The 17,590-nt window shown below is 61.5% G+C and carries 14 protein-coding genes and 4 tRNA genes; 1 reads left to right on the forward strand and 17 read right to left on the reverse strand.

The window, feature by feature from the left end; translation table 11 throughout:
• Positions 1 to 58: 58 nt before the first annotated feature.
• Complete coding sequence (gene phnN, locus ACSSU5_RS03480; protein WP_264312144.1) at positions 59 to 688, reverse strand: phosphonate metabolism protein/1,5-bisphosphokinase (PRPP-forming) PhnN; 630 nt, start codon at positions 686 to 688, stop codon at positions 59 to 61.
• A 347-nt stretch (positions 689 to 1,035) separates the two neighbouring features.
• Here phnN and ACSSU5_RS03485 point away from each other — a divergent pair, with 347 nt between their 5' ends.
• Complete coding sequence (locus ACSSU5_RS03485; protein ID WP_027915923.1) at positions 1,036 to 1,362, forward strand: Arc family DNA-binding protein; 327 nt, start codon at positions 1,036 to 1,038, stop codon at positions 1,360 to 1,362.
• A gap of 86 nt (positions 1,363 to 1,448) precedes the next feature.
• On the opposite strand, the gene mgtE is transcribed toward ACSSU5_RS03485, so the two are convergent.
• The 16 genes from mgtE to argR form a co-directional block, all read right to left on the reverse strand.
• On the reverse strand, positions 1,449 to 2,891 hold the full coding sequence (gene mgtE / locus ACSSU5_RS03490; protein WP_492560613.1) for a magnesium transporter: 1,443 nt from the start codon (positions 2,889 to 2,891) through the stop codon (positions 1,449 to 1,451).
• Between the two features lie 377 nt (positions 2,892 to 3,268).
• Positions 3,269 to 3,345 (reverse strand) — tRNA-Arg (locus tag ACSSU5_RS03495).
• A 72-nt stretch (positions 3,346 to 3,417) separates the two neighbouring features.
• A tRNA-Arg gene (locus ACSSU5_RS03500) sits at positions 3,418 to 3,494 on the reverse strand.
• A 72-nt stretch (positions 3,495 to 3,566) separates the two neighbouring features.
• A tRNA-Arg gene (locus ACSSU5_RS03505) sits at positions 3,567 to 3,643 on the reverse strand.
• 107 nt (positions 3,644 to 3,750) lie between these two features.
• Positions 3,751 to 3,841: transfer RNA gene (locus ACSSU5_RS03510), tRNA-Ser, on the reverse strand.
• Positions 3,842 to 3,913: 72 nt separating this feature from the next.
• A complete protein-coding gene (gene csrA / locus ACSSU5_RS03515) occupies positions 3,914 to 4,102 on the reverse strand; it encodes a carbon storage regulator CsrA (RefSeq protein ID WP_003254503.1) in 189 nt (62 codons plus the stop codon).
• A gap of 159 nt (positions 4,103 to 4,261) precedes the next feature.
• Complete coding sequence (locus ACSSU5_RS03520; protein WP_264312142.1) at positions 4,262 to 5,500, reverse strand: aspartate kinase; 1,239 nt, start codon at positions 5,498 to 5,500, stop codon at positions 4,262 to 4,264.
• An 84-nt stretch (positions 5,501 to 5,584) separates the two neighbouring features.
• A complete protein-coding gene (alaS, locus tag ACSSU5_RS03525; protein ID WP_492560614.1) occupies positions 5,585 to 8,209 on the reverse strand; it encodes an alanine--tRNA ligase in 2,625 nt (874 codons plus the stop codon).
• Positions 8,210 to 8,539: 330 nt separating this feature from the next.
• Positions 8,540 to 9,547 carry a succinylglutamate desuccinylase gene (astE, locus tag ACSSU5_RS03530; RefSeq protein WP_492560615.1) on the reverse strand — a complete coding sequence of 336 codons (1,008 nt, stop codon included), beginning with the start codon at positions 9,545 to 9,547 and terminating at the stop codon, positions 8,540 to 8,542.
• 10 nt (positions 9,548 to 9,557) lie between these two features.
• Positions 9,558 to 9,848, reverse strand: a complete 291-nt coding sequence (locus ACSSU5_RS03535; RefSeq protein WP_264312139.1) for a topoisomerase II — start codon at positions 9,846 to 9,848, stop codon at positions 9,558 to 9,560.
• Positions 9,849 to 9,862: 14 nt separating this feature from the next.
• Positions 9,863 to 11,212: an N-succinylarginine dihydrolase gene (gene astB / locus ACSSU5_RS03540; RefSeq protein WP_492560616.1), complete on the reverse strand. Its 1,350-nt coding sequence runs from the start codon at positions 11,210 to 11,212 to the stop codon at positions 9,863 to 9,865.
• Positions 11,213 to 11,235: 23 nt separating this feature from the next.
• Positions 11,236 to 12,699 carry a succinylglutamate-semialdehyde dehydrogenase gene (gene astD, locus ACSSU5_RS03545; RefSeq protein ID WP_492560617.1) on the reverse strand — a complete coding sequence of 488 codons (1,464 nt, stop codon included), beginning with the start codon at positions 12,697 to 12,699 and terminating at the stop codon, positions 11,236 to 11,238.
• A complete protein-coding gene (gene astA / locus ACSSU5_RS03550) occupies positions 12,700 to 13,728 on the reverse strand; it encodes an arginine N-succinyltransferase (protein ID WP_264312136.1) in 1,029 nt (342 codons plus the stop codon). It lies immediately after the preceding gene.
• Between the two features lie 86 nt (positions 13,729 to 13,814).
• A complete protein-coding gene (gene aruF, locus ACSSU5_RS03555; RefSeq protein WP_264312135.1) occupies positions 13,815 to 14,834 on the reverse strand; it encodes an arginine/ornithine succinyltransferase subunit alpha in 1,020 nt (339 codons plus the stop codon).
• A gap of 142 nt (positions 14,835 to 14,976) precedes the next feature.
• Positions 14,977 to 16,197, reverse strand: coding sequence for an aspartate aminotransferase family protein (locus tag ACSSU5_RS03560; protein ID WP_264312134.1), 1,221 nt, complete (start codon positions 16,195 to 16,197; stop codon positions 14,977 to 14,979).
• A 330-nt stretch (positions 16,198 to 16,527) separates the two neighbouring features.
• Positions 16,528 to 17,508 carry a transcriptional regulator ArgR gene (gene argR / locus ACSSU5_RS03565; protein ID WP_264312133.1) on the reverse strand — a complete coding sequence of 327 codons (981 nt, stop codon included), beginning with the start codon at positions 17,506 to 17,508 and terminating at the stop codon, positions 16,528 to 16,530.
• Positions 17,509 to 17,590: the final 82 nt, after the last annotated feature.

Below are 17,590 nucleotides of genomic sequence, written 5' to 3' on the forward strand. Positions count from 1 at the left end.
TGGACGGCCAGCATGTTAACCAGCATGCTGGCGTTTGTCATGCTGCAACAGGCCTTTTTCACGTAATCCTTTTCTGAGGGCCCGCGTTTGGCTGCGCTGCGCTTGGGATCACGCCTTCATCATGCAGCAGCTTGAACAAGCCGATCACCGCTGCGTCAAGCGTGCTGGAATTGTCCAGCACGTGCACGGCGGGGTCATCAAAGGCCTGCAGCCTGGCGTTACGCGCCAGGCGCTGTTCGATCTCTTCCGGGGTCTCTCTGCCTCTGGCCAGCAGGCGCTCGCGCAGTACGTGGGGCTTTACGTCGATAAGCACTGCCAGAAGATCCGGGTAGCGCTGCCGTGCTTCGCCCAGGTAGGCCCGGGAACCATTCACCAGCACTGGCCTGCCCGCCGCCAGCCATTGATCAACCTGCTGCGGGATCCCGTAATCCAGGCCATTGGCCCGCCAGTGCATGGCGAACGCACCTTGCGCGCGCATCGCTTCGAACTGCTCGGCAGTAACGCCATGGGCTGCCTCGCCCTTGGCTTCGGCCGAGCGGGTGATCACGCGACGGGCAATTTCCACCCCGGCCGCAACCAGTTGCTCGCGCGCAGCATCGATCAGGGAATCTTTGCCGGAACCCGAGGGTCCTATCAGAAATATCAGTCGGCCTGTCGCTGATCGCCGAGCGCTTGCGTCATGTTGCATAGCCACTATGCTCTATGGAAGGAAACCCGCGCATTCTAGGAGTTTTCTTGGCCTTTTGCTGCGTTTTACCAGTTTTTGACGGCAGAAGACTGACGGCGGGACAAATGGGAGCATGTAAAACTTTTCAAACCAGTGCTCATTTCTGATAATTGGTACTGGCAGAAAGCCTTTATCAAGCTCACTATTTGTCACAGAATTGACGCCAAGGAAACGGCGACCATGAGACAAGATGAGCATCCAATTTTCCATGACGGTTGAACATTTTGTCGTCGCCACGGTCGTACTACCATCCCGTGCGGCCAATTTGAGAACCGCGTCCCCTGAACCAGAAAATCCGGTCAATTTATATGCGCCCAATGAAACAGGCTATTTATTCGAGCCGCACTGCTGACAAGTTCGTCGTCCGCCTGCCTGACGGGATGCGTGAGCGCATTGCCGAGGTAGCGCGCAACCATCACCGCAGCATGAACTCCGAAATCATCGCGCGCCTGGAACAGAGCCTTATCCAGGAAGGCGCGTTGGGTGAAGAGCTGAGCATGCGCCTGGACAGCCCTGAACTGTCCCTGCATGAGCGCGAGCTGCTACAACGCTTCCGCCAACTCTCCCACCGCCAGCAGAACGCCTTGGTCGCCCTCATCGCTCACGATGTGGAAATGGCCGCAGACGCTTCCTGAAGGTTGCAAGCGAGCACAAAAAAGCCAGCGTAAGCTGGCTTTTTTCGTTGTTAAGGCCAATGGGGCTGCTTTGCAGCCCACATTTTTCAGAGCAGGAACAGCGTTGCCAGCCCCAGGAAGATGAAGAACCCGCCGCTGTCGGTCACGGCGGTAATCATCACACTGGACCCCATTGCCGGATCGCGCCCCAGACGCGTCAGGGTCATCGGGATCAATACCCCCATCAGCGCGGCCAACAGCAGGTTCAAGGTCATCGCCGCGGTCATCACCAGGCCCAACGACCAGCTGTCATACAGCCAGAACGCCACCGCACCAATCACACCACCCCAGATCAGGCCGTTTAGCAGCGACACGGCCAGCTCCTTGCGCATCAGCCGGCTTGTGTTGCCCGGCGACACCTGGTCCAGCGCCATGGCGCGCACGATCATGGTGATGGTCTGGTTGCCGGAGTTACCGCCAATACCTGCCACAATGGGCATCAACGCAGCCAACGCCACCAGCTTCTCGATCGAGCCCTCGAACAGGCCGATCACCCGCGAAGCCAGGAACGCCGTGATCAGGTTGATGGCCAGCCACGCCCAGCGGTTGCGCAGCGAACGCCAGACCGAGGCGAAGATGTCTTCTTCTTCGCGCAGACCAGCCATGTTCAGCACTTCGCTCTCGCTCTCCTCACGGATGAGGTCGACCATTTCGTCGATGGTCAAACGACCGATCAGGCGATCGCTCTTGTCCACCACCGGGGCGGAGACCAGGTCGTAACGTTCGAAGGCTTGAGCGGCGTCGTAGGCATCTTCCTCGGGGTGGAAGGACACCGGGTCGGTCGCCATGACCTCCGCTACCTTCTTCTCCGGGTCGTTGACCAACAGACGCTTGATGGGCAATACGCCCTTGAGGATGCCGTCATAGTCGACCACGAACAGTTTGTCGGTATGGTTCGGCAGTTCTTTCAGGCGACGCAGGTAACGCAGTACGACTTCGAGGCTGACGTCTTCGCGGATGGTCACCATCTCGAAGTCCATCAACGCACCGACCTGCTCCTCGTCGTAGCTCAGCGCCGAACGTACACGCTCGCGTTGCTGGGCATCGAGGGTTTCCATCAACTCGTGAACGACGTCGCGCGGCAGCTCTAGCGCCAGGTCGGCCAGTTCGTCGGCGTCCATTTCCTTGGCAGCGGCGAGCAGTTCGTGATCGTCCATGTCGGCGATCAGCGATTGGCGAACCGAATCGGATACTTCAAGCAGGATGTCGCCGTCGCGATCCGAGCGCACCAGCTGCCAGACCGTCAGGCGGTCTTCCAGGGGCAATGCTTCGAGGATGTAGGCGACGTCGGCGGGGTGCAGGTCATCGAGCTTGCGCTGCAGCTCGACAAGGTTCTGGCGGTGGACGAGGTTCTCGACCAGGTCGTGGTGAGCACCCTCCTGGCGGTGGGTGAGGTCTTCGACCACGCGCTGGCGCTGCAGCAGTTCGACCACCTGGGCCAGGCGATCCTGCAGGCTCTCTTGCGCTTTCTTTACTTCTACTTCAGTCATAGGCGAACTCCACTCCCAGCAGCGGAGCACGCCGGGGGAATCAATCGGTCAGATCTTTCTGTATGAAACGTGTTAAGGAGTAACTACTGGGTAAGTCCATGGTGGTATTCCACAAGCCCCGGCGGGGCTGACGGGCGCAATCATACACTGCCTAAGCGGCCAGATCGTTTAAATTTTTGGCCAGAACAATCGTTTGCGAACTAAAGCTAGGACAACGCTCGAAGCTATCTGTGCGACGGCGGGGGCGAAAGAAAAAACACATGTGCCGCGCAAAAGAATGTCGGGCCAGTTGATGTGAAGTCTAGCGGGCGTCACTGATAAATCAGTGAGCGAGGGAAAACAAAAAGCCCGCTCAATTGAGCGGGCTTCTTGATGTATGGCGGACTCAGCAGGATTCGAACCTGCGACCGCTCGGTTCGTAGCCGAGTACTCTATCCAGCTGAGCTATGAGTCCGTGGTTGGTAGTTTTAGGCCAGATTACCACTGGCTGTTGAAGCGTCTTTGCAAGCAGAGCCACTTCAAAAAGTGGCGGACTCAGCAGGATTCGAACCTGCGACCGCTCGGTTCGTAGCCGAGTACTCTATCCAGCTGAGCTATGAGTCCGTGGTTGGTAGTTTTAGACCAGATTACCACTGGTTCTTTAAAGTAGCTTTGTAAGCAAAGCCACTTTAAAAGTGGCGGACTCAGCAGGATTCGAACCTGCGACCGCTCGGTTCGTAGCCGAGTACTCTATCCAGCTGAGCTATGAGTCCGTGTCTTGCCGCGCATTATAGATCGCTGAAACATTTTTGCAAGAACTTTTTTCGTTTAATTTCAACGACTTAGCGTTCTTACAGTTTACAGCGCCCTAAGCGAATAATGGCGGTGAAGGGGGGATTCGAACCCCCGATACCCTTATGAGGTATACTCCCTTAGCAGGGGAGCGCCTTCGGCCACTCGGCCACCTCACCGCAACACGAGGCGAATATTAAAGAACCTCTTTCACCTTTGCAACCCTTTTTTTGAAAAAAACTTCAAAAGAATTAAAGGCTTGGCTCCTCGTCCTTCTCTTTCTTGATCCGCAGGTAGATTTCCTCGCGGTGCACAGCCACTTCTTTCGGGGCGCTGACGCCAATACGCACCTGGTTGCCTTTGACGCCGAGCACCGTCACGGTGATCTCGCCGTCTCCAATGATCAGGCTCTCGGCGCACCGACGAGTCAGAATCAACATAGCTTTCTCCTTACGCAATACATTCAGGGATAACAGTCTTTGGTATCGGGGCCTGGTCGCGGACGACGACCCAGCCCTGGTTGCCCACCCCGCAGCAGCGCGTGCGTGGCGAGCAGAAACGCGAAGGGCGCGGCAAGCCGCGCCCTTCCAGGCAGCGCCTTACTCGCCCTGTCGGGCAACAGGAGCATCCAGCTCGAACGCGGTGTGCAACGCGCGTACGGCCAGCTCCAGGTACTTCTCTTCGATCACGACCGAAACCTTGATTTCGGAGGTGGAGATCATCTGGATGTTGATGCTCTCCTTGGCCAGGGCTTCGAACATACGGCTGGCAACGCCCGCGTGGGAGCGCATGCCAACGCCAACGATCGAGACCTTGGCGATCTTGGTGTCGCCGATCACTTCACGGGCACCGATTTCGCGGGCGGTGTTTTCCAGCACGCTTTGTGCCTTCTCGTACTCGTTGCGGTGTACGGTGAAGGTGAAGTCGGTGGTGTTATCGTGCGCCACGTTCTGCACGATCATGTCGACCTCGATGTTCGAAGCGCTGATCGGGCCGAGGATCTTGAAGGCCACGCCCGGGGTGTCCGGCACGCCGCGAATGGTCAGCTTGGCTTCATCACGGTTGAAGGCGATACCGGAAATGATCGGCTGTTCCATGGATTCCTCTTCATCAATGGTAATGAGGGTACCTGGACCCTCCTTGAAGCTGTGCAGCACGCGCAGCGGGACGTTGTACTTGCCGGCGAACTCCACAGAACGGATCTGCAGCACCTTGGAGCCGAGGCTGGCCATTTCCAGCATCTCTTCGAAGGTGATCTTCTCCAGGCGCTGCGCCTGTGGCACGACGCGCGGGTCAGTGGTGTAGACGCCATCGACGTCGGTGTAGATCTGGCACTCGTCGGCCTTGAGCGCCGCCGCCAGGGCCACGCCGGTGGTGTCGGAACCACCACGGCCAAGGGTGGTGATGCTGCCGTGCTCATCGACACCCTGGAAACCTGCGACTACGACCACACGCCCTTCCTTGAGGTCGGCGCGAATCTTCTGGTCGTCGATCTGCAGGATGCGGGCTTTGTTGTGCGAGCTGTCAGTCAGAATGCGCACTTGGTTACCGGTGTAAGACACCGCTGGCACACCACGCTTGATCAAGGCCATGGTCAGCAGGGCAATGGTGACCTGCTCCCCGGTCGAGACGATCACGTCCAGCTCACGCGGAACCGGCTGATCGGTGATCTGCCTGGCCAGCTCGATCAGGCGATTGGTTTCACCGCTCATGGCCGACAGCACGACCACCAGGTCATCGCCTGCCTCACGGTGTTTCTTGACCTTTTCGGCTACCTGCTCGATCCGCTCGATGGAACCGACAGAGGTGCCGCCAAATTTCTGTACGATCAACGCCATTTCAATGGTGCCTCAGCCCATACAGGGCCCCAAAAAACAATCCAACATGAAGGGGACGACGACTAGACCGCCACCCCCTTCATCTCAAAGTCCCTGCTCTGCGAACGGCACGGCCAGCGCCAAGGCCTGGTCCAGCGCAGCGACATCGACGCCGCCACCCTGGGCCATGTCCGGACGGCCACCGCCCTTGCCACCCACTGTCGCAGCGGCTTGTTTCATCAGATCGCCAGCCTTGAGTTGGCTGGAGAGGTCCTTGGTCACGCCGGCCACCAGCACGACCTTGCCCTCATGCTCGCTGCCCAGCAGGATCACTGCGTGGCCGAGCTTGTTCTTCAGCTGATCGACCAGGGCCAGCAAGGCCTTGCCATCCTGCCCATCCAGGCGAGCGGCAAGCACCTTGGCACCCTTGACCTCAACGGCCGCAGTGGAGAGATCATCCCCGGCGGCGCTAGCGGCCTTGGCCTGCAGCTGTTCCAGCTGCTTCTCCAGCTGACGGTTGCGCTCAAGCACAGCCGACAGCTTGTCGATCAGGTTGTCACGATTACCCTTGACCAGTTGCGCGGCTTCCTTGACCTGCTCTTCGGCAGCGTTCAGGTAGGCCAGCGCAGCCGCGCCGGTAACTGCTTCGATACGGCGTACGCCAGAGGCCACGCCGCCTTCGCTGATGATCTTGAACAGGCTGATGTCGCCGGTGCGCTTGGCATGGATACCCCCGCACAGCTCTACCGAGAAATCGCCACCCATGCTCAGCACGCGCACGGTATCGCCGTACTTCTCGCCGAACAGGGCCATGGCGCCTTTGCGCTTGGCGGTCTCGATGTCGGTCACCTCGGTCAGCACCTCGGTGTTGCGGCGCACTTCACGGTTGACGATGTCTTCCAGCGCCTTGATCTGCTCTGGCTTGACGGCCTCGAAGTGGCTGAAGTCGAAACGCAGGCGCTGGCTGTCGACCAGCGAGCCTTTCTGTTGAACGTGATCGCCCAGCACCTGGCGCAGGGCTTCATGCAGCAGGTGGGTGGCCGAGTGGTTCAGCGAGGTGGCGTGCTGCACATCAGCATCGACCTTGGCTTCGACCTCGGCACCGACGCTCAGCGCGCCGCTGGCCACTACACCGTGGTGCAGGAAAGCGCCGCCGGTCTTGGTGGTGTCGCGCACGTCGAAGCGCACGGCGCCAGCCTGCAGGTAGCCGCTGTCACCCACCTGGCCGCCGGACTCGGCGTAGAACGGCGTGCGATCGAGGATCACCACGCCCTGCTCGCCCTCACCCAGCTGCTCGACGGCCTGGCCGTCCTTGTACAGGGCAATGACCTTGGCCTGGCCTTCGGTGGTGGTGTAACCCAGGAAGTCCGTGGCGGTATCGACCTTGACCAGGCTGTTGTAGTCCATGCCGAAGGCGCTGGCAGAGCGAGCGCGCTCACGTTGGGCGTCCATTTCACGTTCGAAACCGGCTTCGTCGATGGTCAGCTCGCGCTCACGGGCGATGTCGGCGGTCAGGTCCATGGGGAAGCCATAGGTGTCGTACAGCTTGAACACCACGTCACCTGGGACCACGTCACCCTGCAGCTGCGCCAGGTCCTGTTCGAGGATGCGCAGGCCTTGCTCCAAGGTCTTGGCGAATTGCTCTTCTTCAGCTTTGAGCACGCGCTCGATATGCGCCTGCTGGCTCTTGAGCTCTGGGAAGGCTTCACCCATTTCGGCCACCAGTGCGGCAACGATCTGGTAGAAGAAGCTGCCCTTGGCACCCAGCTTGTTGCCGTGGCGGCAAGCACGGCGAATGATGCGGCGCAGCACATAGCCACGGCCTTCGTTGGACGGCAGCACGCCGTCGGCAATCAGGAAGCCGCAAGAACGGATATGGTCGGCAACCACTTTGAGCGACGCCTGGTTGTCATTGCTGCAACCAATGGCCTTGGCCGCGGCGCTGAGCAGGTTCTGGAACAGGTCGATCTCGTAGTTCGAGTGAACATGCTGCAGGACCGCGCTGACACGCTCCAGGCCCATGCCGGTGTCTACCGAAGGGGCTGGCAGCGGGTGCAGGACGCCATCGGCGGTGCGGTTGAACTGCATGAAGACGTTGTTCCAGATCTCGATGTAGCGGTCGCCGTCTTCTTCCGGGGAACCGGGTGGGCCGCCCCAGATGTCGGCGCCGTGGTCGTAGAAAATCTCGGTGCAGGGGCCGCACGGGCCGGTATCGCCCATGGTCCAGAAGTTGTCGGAGGCGTACGGGGCGCCTTTGTTGTCACCGATGCGCACCATGCGCTCGGCCGGCACGCCGATTTCCTTGGTCCAGATGTCGTACGCCTCGTCATCGGTGGCGTAGACGGTGACCCAGAGCTTTTCCTTGGGCAGGTTCAGCCACTTGTCCGAGGTCAGGAAGGTCCAGGCGTAGGTGATCGCGTCGCGCTTGAAGTAATCGCCGAAGCTGAAGTTGCCCAACATTTCGAAGAACGTATGGTGGCGCGCGGTGTAGCCGACGTTTTCCAGGTCGTTGTGCTTGCCACCGGCGCGCACGCATTTCTGGCTGCTGACGGCGCGGGTGTAGGCGCGCTTTTCCTGGCCGAGGAAGCAGTCCTTGAACTGGTTCATGCCGGCGTTGGTAAACAGCAGGGTCGGGTCATTGCCCGGAATCAGGGAGCTGGAGGCGACTCGGGTGTGTCCCTGCTCTTCGAAGAAGCGAAGGAAGGCTTCACGGATTTCTGCGCTTTTCATAGGTTCTTCCACGGAAACGGCGGCCCTGGTGGGCAAACGCGTCGACGAAACGACGGCAAAGGGCCGCATTATATCGGTCCTGCAAACTCGGTGCAGTGTGTTTATGCGATGTAAAACGTCGATTCGACGGTTTTCAGGCGGTTGCAAACGAAAATGACATGATCGGATGCTAATTGCAGCCTTTCGCCACTGGCAAGCCCATTACGGCCGAAGGGAAGGGAAAATGGAATAGGCGGTGAATTAAAAGGTTTTCATCGTGTGATGGGATCCAGAAATGGCGCTGCCTGCTTCAAAGGCGACGTTATACCCGCGAAGCAGGCAGCGCCGATCTCAACCCAGGCGCTGGCCCGAGTCCGGCACCACCAGAATCCCGGCCCGCAGCCCGTTCTTGACCTTGGGGTTGGGGAAGATGATACGCGCGCCCTCCTCCTCGACCACCCAGCGCATTTCGGCCAGGTCTTCAGCCAGCAGGTAACCCTTGCTCAGCTCGGAGAAGTTTTCGATATCCGCCGGCAAGTGCAGGTGGAAGCTGTCACTGTGCTTGATGATCTCGCGGGCAACGCTGAACAGCTTCAAGCCATCGAGCGAGTCTTGCGTTTCGGGCTCGGTGCCTTCGATGATCTGGATCAGCCGCTCTTCCAGCCTGTCGAGGTTGACCTGCTCGTTTTGCCCGAACGGTCGCGCCTTGCCAAGCTCCAGGGTGAACGCCTCGGCGTCGAGCTGCTCATAGGTGAAGGCGCTGAAGGTAATGGACGACTTGCTCTGCAGCAGCACTGCCTCCATGCCCGCCGCCGCCAGGCGTGCCAGCTCCCGACGGGAATGCTTGCGCCCCTCTTTGTAGGGGTACAGGGCGAACTGCTCGATCTTGGAGCCACGGATGGCGGTATGCAGGTCGTAATGCAGGCGATTACGGCCCGCTTTGCTGAAGAACACCCGGGCAAACTGCTCAAGCTCGGCCGCACGCAACGCCTCGAAACCACTGGAAAGCTCGTGACGACCATTGAACAGACGGTTGATGTCCTGCTCGATGAAGCGCTCGCCCTTGCGGATGGCCACGGGGTTGCCGAACAGGAACAGCACCCGCGCACGCGGTTTGATCTTGCCGTTGGCCACACCGTGCAGCAGACGCTCGAGCAACTCGATCGGCGCCGTTTCGTTGCCATGAATGCCGGCCGACAACAGCAGATCGAGCCCGCAATCTTCACTCTCGGCCGGGCGCACTTCAAGTGCGCCCTCCCCCAGCCAGCGCAAACGCACGCCCTTGGGTGTAACTTGGGTCTTCTCGGCCGGTTCGTGATCGGTCAAGGTCAGCTCAAGCAGTTTTCCGAGGGCGAGCATAGGCACTTCCTTAGTGGTGGTGGCCGCAATCAGGGCCATGGACGTGATCGTCGCCTTCAGCGACTTCAGCCGGTTCCATCTCCAGCTGCAGGCTGACCAGGTTGGTAGCCATCGGGCGCAGCAGCAGGTTGGCGTACTCGGTATCGTCCTCCTCGACGTCCACGCCAATCAGCAACTGGCCACGGCCGTCCTGCTGAATCCACACTTCCTTGCCTTGCCAGACCACGGCAAAGCGGGTGCAGGAGGTTTCCAGCTGGGTGCCGTCTTCGTCTTCGAGGATCAGGCGCAGGGCATCGGTCATTACTTAGTCTCTCTTCAAGGTTGGCGTTGGAACGGATAGACCGAACCCAATTTCAGAATCTGGGTCAACTCATCCAGTGCCGTACGGCATTCGACCAGCAAGTGCGGATCGGCAAGTTCCGCTTCGCCAAGGCGATCGCGGTAATGCTTGTCGACCCACTGCAGCAGCGTGTCGTACAGCGGCGCGGTCATGATAACGCCTGGATTGACCGCCGCCAGTTCCGATTCCTTCAAAGCCACGCGCAGGCGCAGGCAAGCGGGGCCTCCGCCGTTCTGCATGCTTTGCTTGAGGTCGAATACCTTGACCTCCCTGACCGGGCCGCCCTGCTGGGTCAACTGGCCAAGGTAAGCCCAGACCCGTTCGTTGCTGCGGCACTCTTCCGGCACTACCAGCAGCATGGAGCCGTCGTCGCGGCTAAGCAGCTGGCTGTTGAACAGGTAGGAACGCACTGCGTCCTCCACCGCCACCGCCGCACGCGGCACACAAATGGCCTGGAAGTTGCCACCCTTGTTGGCCAGTTTAGCTCGCAGCTGAGCAAGCACCGCATCGGTGTCGAGGAAGGCGTCTTCGTGGTAGAACAGCACCTCGCCGTTGCCCACTGAAATCACGTCATTGTGGAACACGCCCTGGTCGATCACCGCCGGGTTCTGTTGAGCGTAGACCACGCCGTCGTCGCTCAGGCCATGCAGCCGTGCCACGGCCTGGGATGCCTCCAGGGTTTGCCGAGCCGGGTACTTTTGCGGCGCTGGGTAACGGCTGTCGAAGGCACTGCGACCGTAGACGAAGAATTCGACGCCCGCCTCGCCGTAGTTGCGGCAGAAGCGCGTGTGGTTGGCTGCGCCCTCATCGCCGAACTGCGCCACCGCTGGCAACGCCTCGTGGTGCGCGAAATGCCGGGCATCGGCGAACATCGCCCCCAGCACGCGGCTGGTGGTCGGGTGCTCGATGCTGCGGTGGTACTTGCAGTTGAGGTTGGCGGCAGTGAAATGCACACGACCATCGGCAGTGTCGGCACTGGGGCTGACCGTGGCCGCGTTGGCCACCCACATGCTCGACGCCGAGCAACTGGCAACCAGCAACGGCATGGCCTCCTTGGCTGCGCGCTGGATCACCTCGGCATCGCTACCCGAAAAACCCAGGCGACGCAGCGCGGCCACGTCCGGGCGCTCTTGCGGGGCCAGCACGCCTTGCTTGAAGCCCATGTCGGCCAAGGCCTTCATCTTTGCCAGGCCCTGGCGCGCGGCTTCACGCGGGTTGGACGACTGCTGGCTGTTGCTCTGCGAAGCCACATTGCCGTAGGACAAGCCGCCATAGTTGTGGGTAGGCCCCACCAGGCCATCAAAATTCACTTCGTAGGATTTCATCGGCTAGGCTCCGAGACCGTTTGTTATAGGGTGACGCCCGGCGTCAGGGTTGCCGGCAAGGCGAGGCTGGCGGTCTCCAGCGAAGCCACGGGGTAAGCGCAGTAATCGGCTGCGTAATAGGCACTGGCGCGGTGGTTGCCGCTGTTGCCACCCCCCCCGAACGGCGCGCTGCTGGCGGCGCCGGTCAGTTGCTTGTTCCAGTTGACGATGCCCGCACGGCTGCGCAGCCAGAAGTACTGGTAGCGGGCGCGGGAGTCGGACAGCAACCCGGCGGCCAGGCCGTACTGGGTGTTGTTGGCCTCATCGATGGCGGCATCGAAGTCGGCGTAGCGAATCACCTGTAGCAACGGGCCGAAGAACTCTTCATCCGGGCGCCCGGCAACGGCGCTGACATCGAGGATGCCAGGCGTGAGCAGCGCGGCGTCGGCCTGCGGCTGGGTCATTTCGAGCAATTTCACCGCGCCCTTGCCCACCAGGTCGGCCTGGGCTGCGATCAGCGCCTGTGCCGCCTGCAGCGAAATCACCGAGCCCATGAACGGCGCCGGCTGCTGGTCGAAGGCGCCCACGGTGATGCTTTTGCACACCTCGACCAGCCGCGCGATCAGCGTATCGCCCCAGGCCCCTTGCGGCACCAGCAGACGACGGGCGCAGGTGCAGCGCTGGCCGGCGGAAATGAATGCCGACTGAATGATGGTGTAGACCGCAGCGTCCAGGTCCTTGACCTCGTCCACCAGCAGCGGGTTGTTACCGCCCATCTCTAACGCGAGGATCTTGTCCGGGCGCCCGGCGAACTGTTGGTGCAACAGGTTGCCGGTGCGGCTGGAGCCTGTGAAGAACAGCCCGTCGATACCTGGGTTGGCCGCCAGCGCCACGCCGGTTTCGCGAGCGCCCTGGACCAGGTTGAGCACGCCTGCAGGCAGGCCAGCGGCGATCCAGCAATTGACGGTCAACTCGGCAACCTTGGGCGTCAGCTCGCTGGGCTTGAAGACCACGCAGTTGCCCGCCAACAGCGCCGGCACGATATGGCCATTGGGCAAGTGGCCTGGGAAGTTGTAGGGCCCGAACACCGCCACCACACCATGGGGCTTGTGCCGCAGCACTGCGGTGGCATCGGCCAGCGGGCCGCTTTTCTCACCGGTTCGCTCACGGTAGCTTTGTACCGAAATCGCCACCTTGTTGATCATGCTGGTGACTTCGGTCGCCGATTCCCACAGCGGCTTGCCGGTTTCTTCGCCGATGCAATGCGCCAGCGCGTCGGCATGCTTTTTCAACTGTTCGGCGAACTTTTCCAGCACGTCGATGCGCGCGTCCAGGCTCAACTGTGCCCAGGCCGGAAAGGTCTGGCGAGCGGCCTGCACGGCGGCATCAACCTGGCTGGCGTCGGCGCCCTGCCCTTCCCAGACAACGGCCTGGGTCACCGGGTTGAGCGATTGCAGGGGTTCTCCCTGGCCAGCCTGCCAGTTGCCGGCGATGTAATGCGTGGTCATTTACTGGGCCTCCCGGCTTGCCGACAGCGGCACCGCACGCACGTTGTCGCCAGCCCCCATGCGCAGGCGCTTGGCGGTCAGCGGGTCGACCACCAGGGTGCCTGCCGCCAGGCGTGCGGGCGCGGCCGTGATGCGGCAGTCGTCGCGTTTGCGGTTGTGGATGATATAAGGGGTCGCGTCATCGCCCGGAGTACCAACGGCCAGCACCAGGGTCTGGCTTTCGCGCACAGCCCGAATCTTCGCGGTATCGCACTCGATGGCGGGGCCGGCGTCGAAGATGTCGACATAGCCCTGGTAGTTGAACCCTTCCTGCTTGAGCATGGCCAGCGCAGGCTCGGTGTCGGTGTGCACACGCCCAATCACATTGCGCGCCGCCTCGGACAGGAAGCAGGTGTACAGCGGGAACTTTGGCATCAGTTCGGCGATGAACGACTTGTTACCCACCCCAGTCAGGTAGTCGGCCTGGCTGAATTCCATCTTGAAAAAGTGCCGGCCCAGGCTTTCCCAGAACGGTGAGCGCCCCTGTTCGTCGGACATGCCGCGCATCTCGGCGATGATCTTTTTGCCGAACAGCTCCGGGAACTCGGCGATGAACAGCATGCGCGCGCGCGACAGCAAGCGGCCATTGAGGCCAGAACGGTGGTCGCTGCGCAGGAACAGCGAGCACAGTTCGGAGTTGCCGGTCAGGTCGTTGGCCAGGAACAGGGTGGGGATTTCACGGTAGATGTTCAGCTCTTGCGAAGCGCTGACGGTGAGGCCGACCCGGTAGTTGTACCAGGGCTCGCGCAGGCCGACGGCGCCGGCGATGGCGCTGATGCCCACCACCAGGCCTTCGTCATTCTCCAGCACAAACAGGTAGTCGGTATCGCCACGCTCGGCTTCGCCACGGAAACTCTTCTCGGCCCAACCCACGCGATGCCCGAGGCGTTCTTCGTTGGCCGGCAGCGTGGTCAGCCCGGTGGTACCGGTGCTGCGAGCCAGTTCGATCAGCGCGGGTAAATCGCTGCTGCGTACGGGACGAACGATCATGCTATCTCCTTGAGCGGCGACCCTTGCCACCGCGAAACGCTTCGTTTCGAGCTTGCTGTTTCGAGCTATCTGCGCAGGCTCGCGCCTTAGACGGCAACCAGACGCACACTTGCACCGTCACCGACACCCAGGGCGTCGGCCGCGCCGCGCCCCAGGCTGACCGGCTTGCCTGGCACCCAGTCAAGCTCCAGCAACACCGCGCGGTAGTCCTGCAACTGGCCGTTGCACACCAGGTACGGGCGCCCGCCCTTGACCGGAGCATCCTCCAGCTTGACCGGTACCACACGGCTCTGGGCAATCGAACGAATGCCCGAAGCCCGCGCGTGCAATGTCGGCCCACCGTCGAAGATGTCGATGTAGTGCTCGGTCTCGAAGCCTTCACGCATCAGGATGTCGAAGGTGATCTGCGCCCGTGGGTGGACCTGGCCCATGGCCTCCTGCGCCTCATCGGGCAGCAGCGGCACATAGATCGGGTAGTGCGGCATCAGTTCGGCCAGGAACGTGCGGCTCTTCAACCCGCACAGGCGTTCGGCATCGGCGTAGTTGAGGTCGAAGAAGTTGCGGCCTATGGCATCCCAGAACGGCGATTCGCCCTGATCATCGCTGTAGCCCACTATTTCGGTCACCACCGAGTCGGCGAAGCGCTCCGGGTGCGAGGCCATGAACAGCAGGCGGCCGCGTGAGTTGAGCTCGGCCCAGCCGCTGCCGACCAATTCGGGCAGTACATAGAAGCTGGTCAGCAGGCTGTTGCCGGTCAGGTCATGGCACAGCGACAGGACGTGGATCTTGTTGTGGATCTTCAGCTCGCGCGAGGCGTGCACGAAGGTCTCGTTACGAAAACTGTAAAACGGCTCGGAGTAGCCGGCCGAAGCGACGATGGCCGAGCAGCCGGCAAGCTTGCCGGTGTCGCTGTCTTCGAGCACGAAGAAGTAGCTTTCCTCGCCGTTGAAGCTGACCTCAGCGGCGAAGGAGGTTTCGGACGCGGCGATCTTGTCGCCCAGACGGGCTGTATCGTCCGGCAGCGAGGTGACACCAATGGGGCTGTCGGCAGCCATGCGCTGCACTTCGTTCAGGTCAGCCATTTGCGCGGGGCGCATCACCAGCATGGTGTCACTCCTTTGGTAAAGCGGGCCGTTCACGACGGCGCGAAAAAACGGCGGGCGCGCAATTGACACTGCAAGTACGCGCCCGCGCTGGAATTCAAGTATCGCCGGCCCGTTCAGGGCCGGCGAAAGGACCGCAGGCGAATCAGCCTTGGGTCAGTTTGGCCACAGCGCGCTCGAAGCGGACCAGGCCTTCATCGATGTCGGCGTCTTCAACCACCAGGCTAGGCGCAAAACGCACCACGTCCGGGCCGGCCTGCAGCACCATCACACCTTCTTTTTCGGCGGCATTGAGCACGTCCTTGGCCTTGCCCTGCCAGGCTTCGGTTAACACGCAACCGATCAGCAGGCCGACGCCACGCACCTGGGTGAACAGGCCGTATTGCTGGCCGATCTGCTCCAGACGGGTTTTGAAACGCGTGTGCTTGGCCTTGATGCCGGCCAGGGTTTCTGGGGTGTTGATCACGTCTAGCACGGCGCAGGCAACGGCGCAGCCCAGCGGGTTACCGCCATAGGTGGTGCCGTGGGTACCGACGGCCAGGTGCTTGGCCAGTTCGGTGGTGGTCAGCATGGCGCCGATGGGGAAGCCGCCGCCCAGGCTCTTGGCGCTGGTCAGGATGTCGGGCGTAACACCGTAGTGCTGGTAGGCGTACAACGAACCGGTACGGCCAACGCCAGTCTGCACTTCGTCGAAGATCAGCAGGGCATTGTGCTCATCGCACAGCTTGCGCGCGCCTTCCAGGTACGCCTGGTCGGCCGGGACTACGCCGCTCTCGCCCTGGATCGGCTCGATCACCACGGCGCAGGTCTTGTCGGAAATCTGTGCCTTGAGCGCGTCCAGGTCGTTGTACGGGACATGGCTGATGCCGGTGATCTTCGGCCCGAAGCCGTCGGAGTACTTCGGCTGGCCACCGACGCTGACGGTGAACAGGGTACGCCCGTGGAAGCTGTTCACAGTGGCGATGATTTCGTGCTTTTCAGGGCCGAAGCGGTCATGGGCAACCCGACGGGCCAGCTTGAAGGCGGCCTCGTTGGCTTCAGCACCGGAGTTACAGAAGAAGGCACGGTCGGCAAAGGTGGCGTCTACCAGTTTGTGGGCCAGGCGCAGGGCCGGCTCGTTGGTGAAGACGTTGGACACGTGCCAGAGCGTGTTGGCTTGCTCGGTCAGCGCCTTGACCAGTGCCGGGTGGCAGTGACCCAGGGCGTTGACGGCAATACCGCCAGCGAAGTCGATCAGCTCGCGACCCGACTGGTCCCACACGCGGGAGCCCTCGCCTCGCACAGGAATGAAGGCCGCCGGCGAATAGTTGGGAACCATGACCTGGTCAAAATCGGCACGTTGCACCGGGGCTTGCTCAACGGACATCTGAGTCTCCTGAAGAGGAACGCTGGCCTGGAATTGGCGAGCGATGGGGGGATTGTAAGGACTGATCAGCGCCTGTCCTTGCGGCCAAGCGACAACTTGTTACAGCGCAAAACCCAGTTTTGGCCAGGTTTTCGGCAATGCGACAAACACTGTCGCAATCGCGCAGTGTAACGGGAGTGGGTGGCTGGGTGAACGGGTGTTCACAGCAAGATCGGAGGTTGCCTGGGCCAGCCCTTTCGCAGGCAAGCCCGCTCCCACAGTATCCGTAGCTGTGACAACCCAGTGGGAGCGGGCTTGCCCGCGAAGAGTCCGGTACAGACGAAGGAAAAATCAGCCCTTTTCGGCAGGTGCCGAGCTCAACTCGAATGGGCTGCTGTTACGCCGCTGGTTGCGGTCTTCGCGCGGCGTCGCGCCGAAGAAGTTACGGTACGCACTGGAAAAATGCGGCCCAGAAGAAAACCCGCACGACAAGCCGATCTGGATGATCGACTTGCTGGTCTGCATCAGCATCTGCCGCGCCTTGTTCAGCCGCAACTCGAGGTAATACTGGCTGGGCACCCGGTTCAGGTACTGCTTGAAGATGCGCTCCAGCTGCCGACGCGACACGCACACGTGCTGGGCGATCTCGTCGGTGGTCAGCGGCTCTTCGATGTTGGCTTCCATCAGCAGCACAGCCTGGGTCAGCTTGGGGTGGCTGGAGCCCAGGCGGTTCTGCAACGGAATACGCTGACGCTCGCCCCCCTCACGGATGCGCTCGACCACCAGCTCTTCAGACACCGCCCCCGCCAGTTCCGCGCCATGATCACGCGCCAACACAGCGAGCAACAGGTCGGTCACCGCCATGCCGCCACAGGCAGTCAGGCGGTCACGGTCCCAGTCGAACAGGTGGCTGGTGGCAATGACCTTGGGGTAACGCTCAGCAAAATCGTCCTGCCAGCGCCAGTGCACCGCCGCGCGGTAACCGTCGAGCAGGCCAAGTTGGGCCAGTGGATACACGCCGGCAGACAAGCCACCCATCACGCAGCCACTGCGCGCCAGTTGCTTGAGTGCGGTAGACAGCACCGAGCCCACCGCCTGCGGCGGCTCATCGGCCAGCAACAAGAGCTTCTGGCACCCCTCCAAGCGGCCATTCCACGGCTCGCCCGGCAGGCGCCAAGCGCCCTCCACTGCAGGCTCTGCCTGCAGAAACGACAATTCGTAGACCACATCCGGATGCACCCGCTGGGCCACCTGCAACACTTCCTCGGCCAGCGCCAGGGTCAAGGGCTTGGTGCTGGGCCAGATGAGAAAACCGATTCGCTGGGTGGTCATAGGGTGCGGTCCGAAACCTGGGGTCGTTCGAGTCTGTGGCACAGGGTCAGGCTGCGCTCGCTGCGCAGCATGCCCTATTCTG

The organism is Pseudomonas sp. E1MeOHC2 (assembly GCF_058745025.1).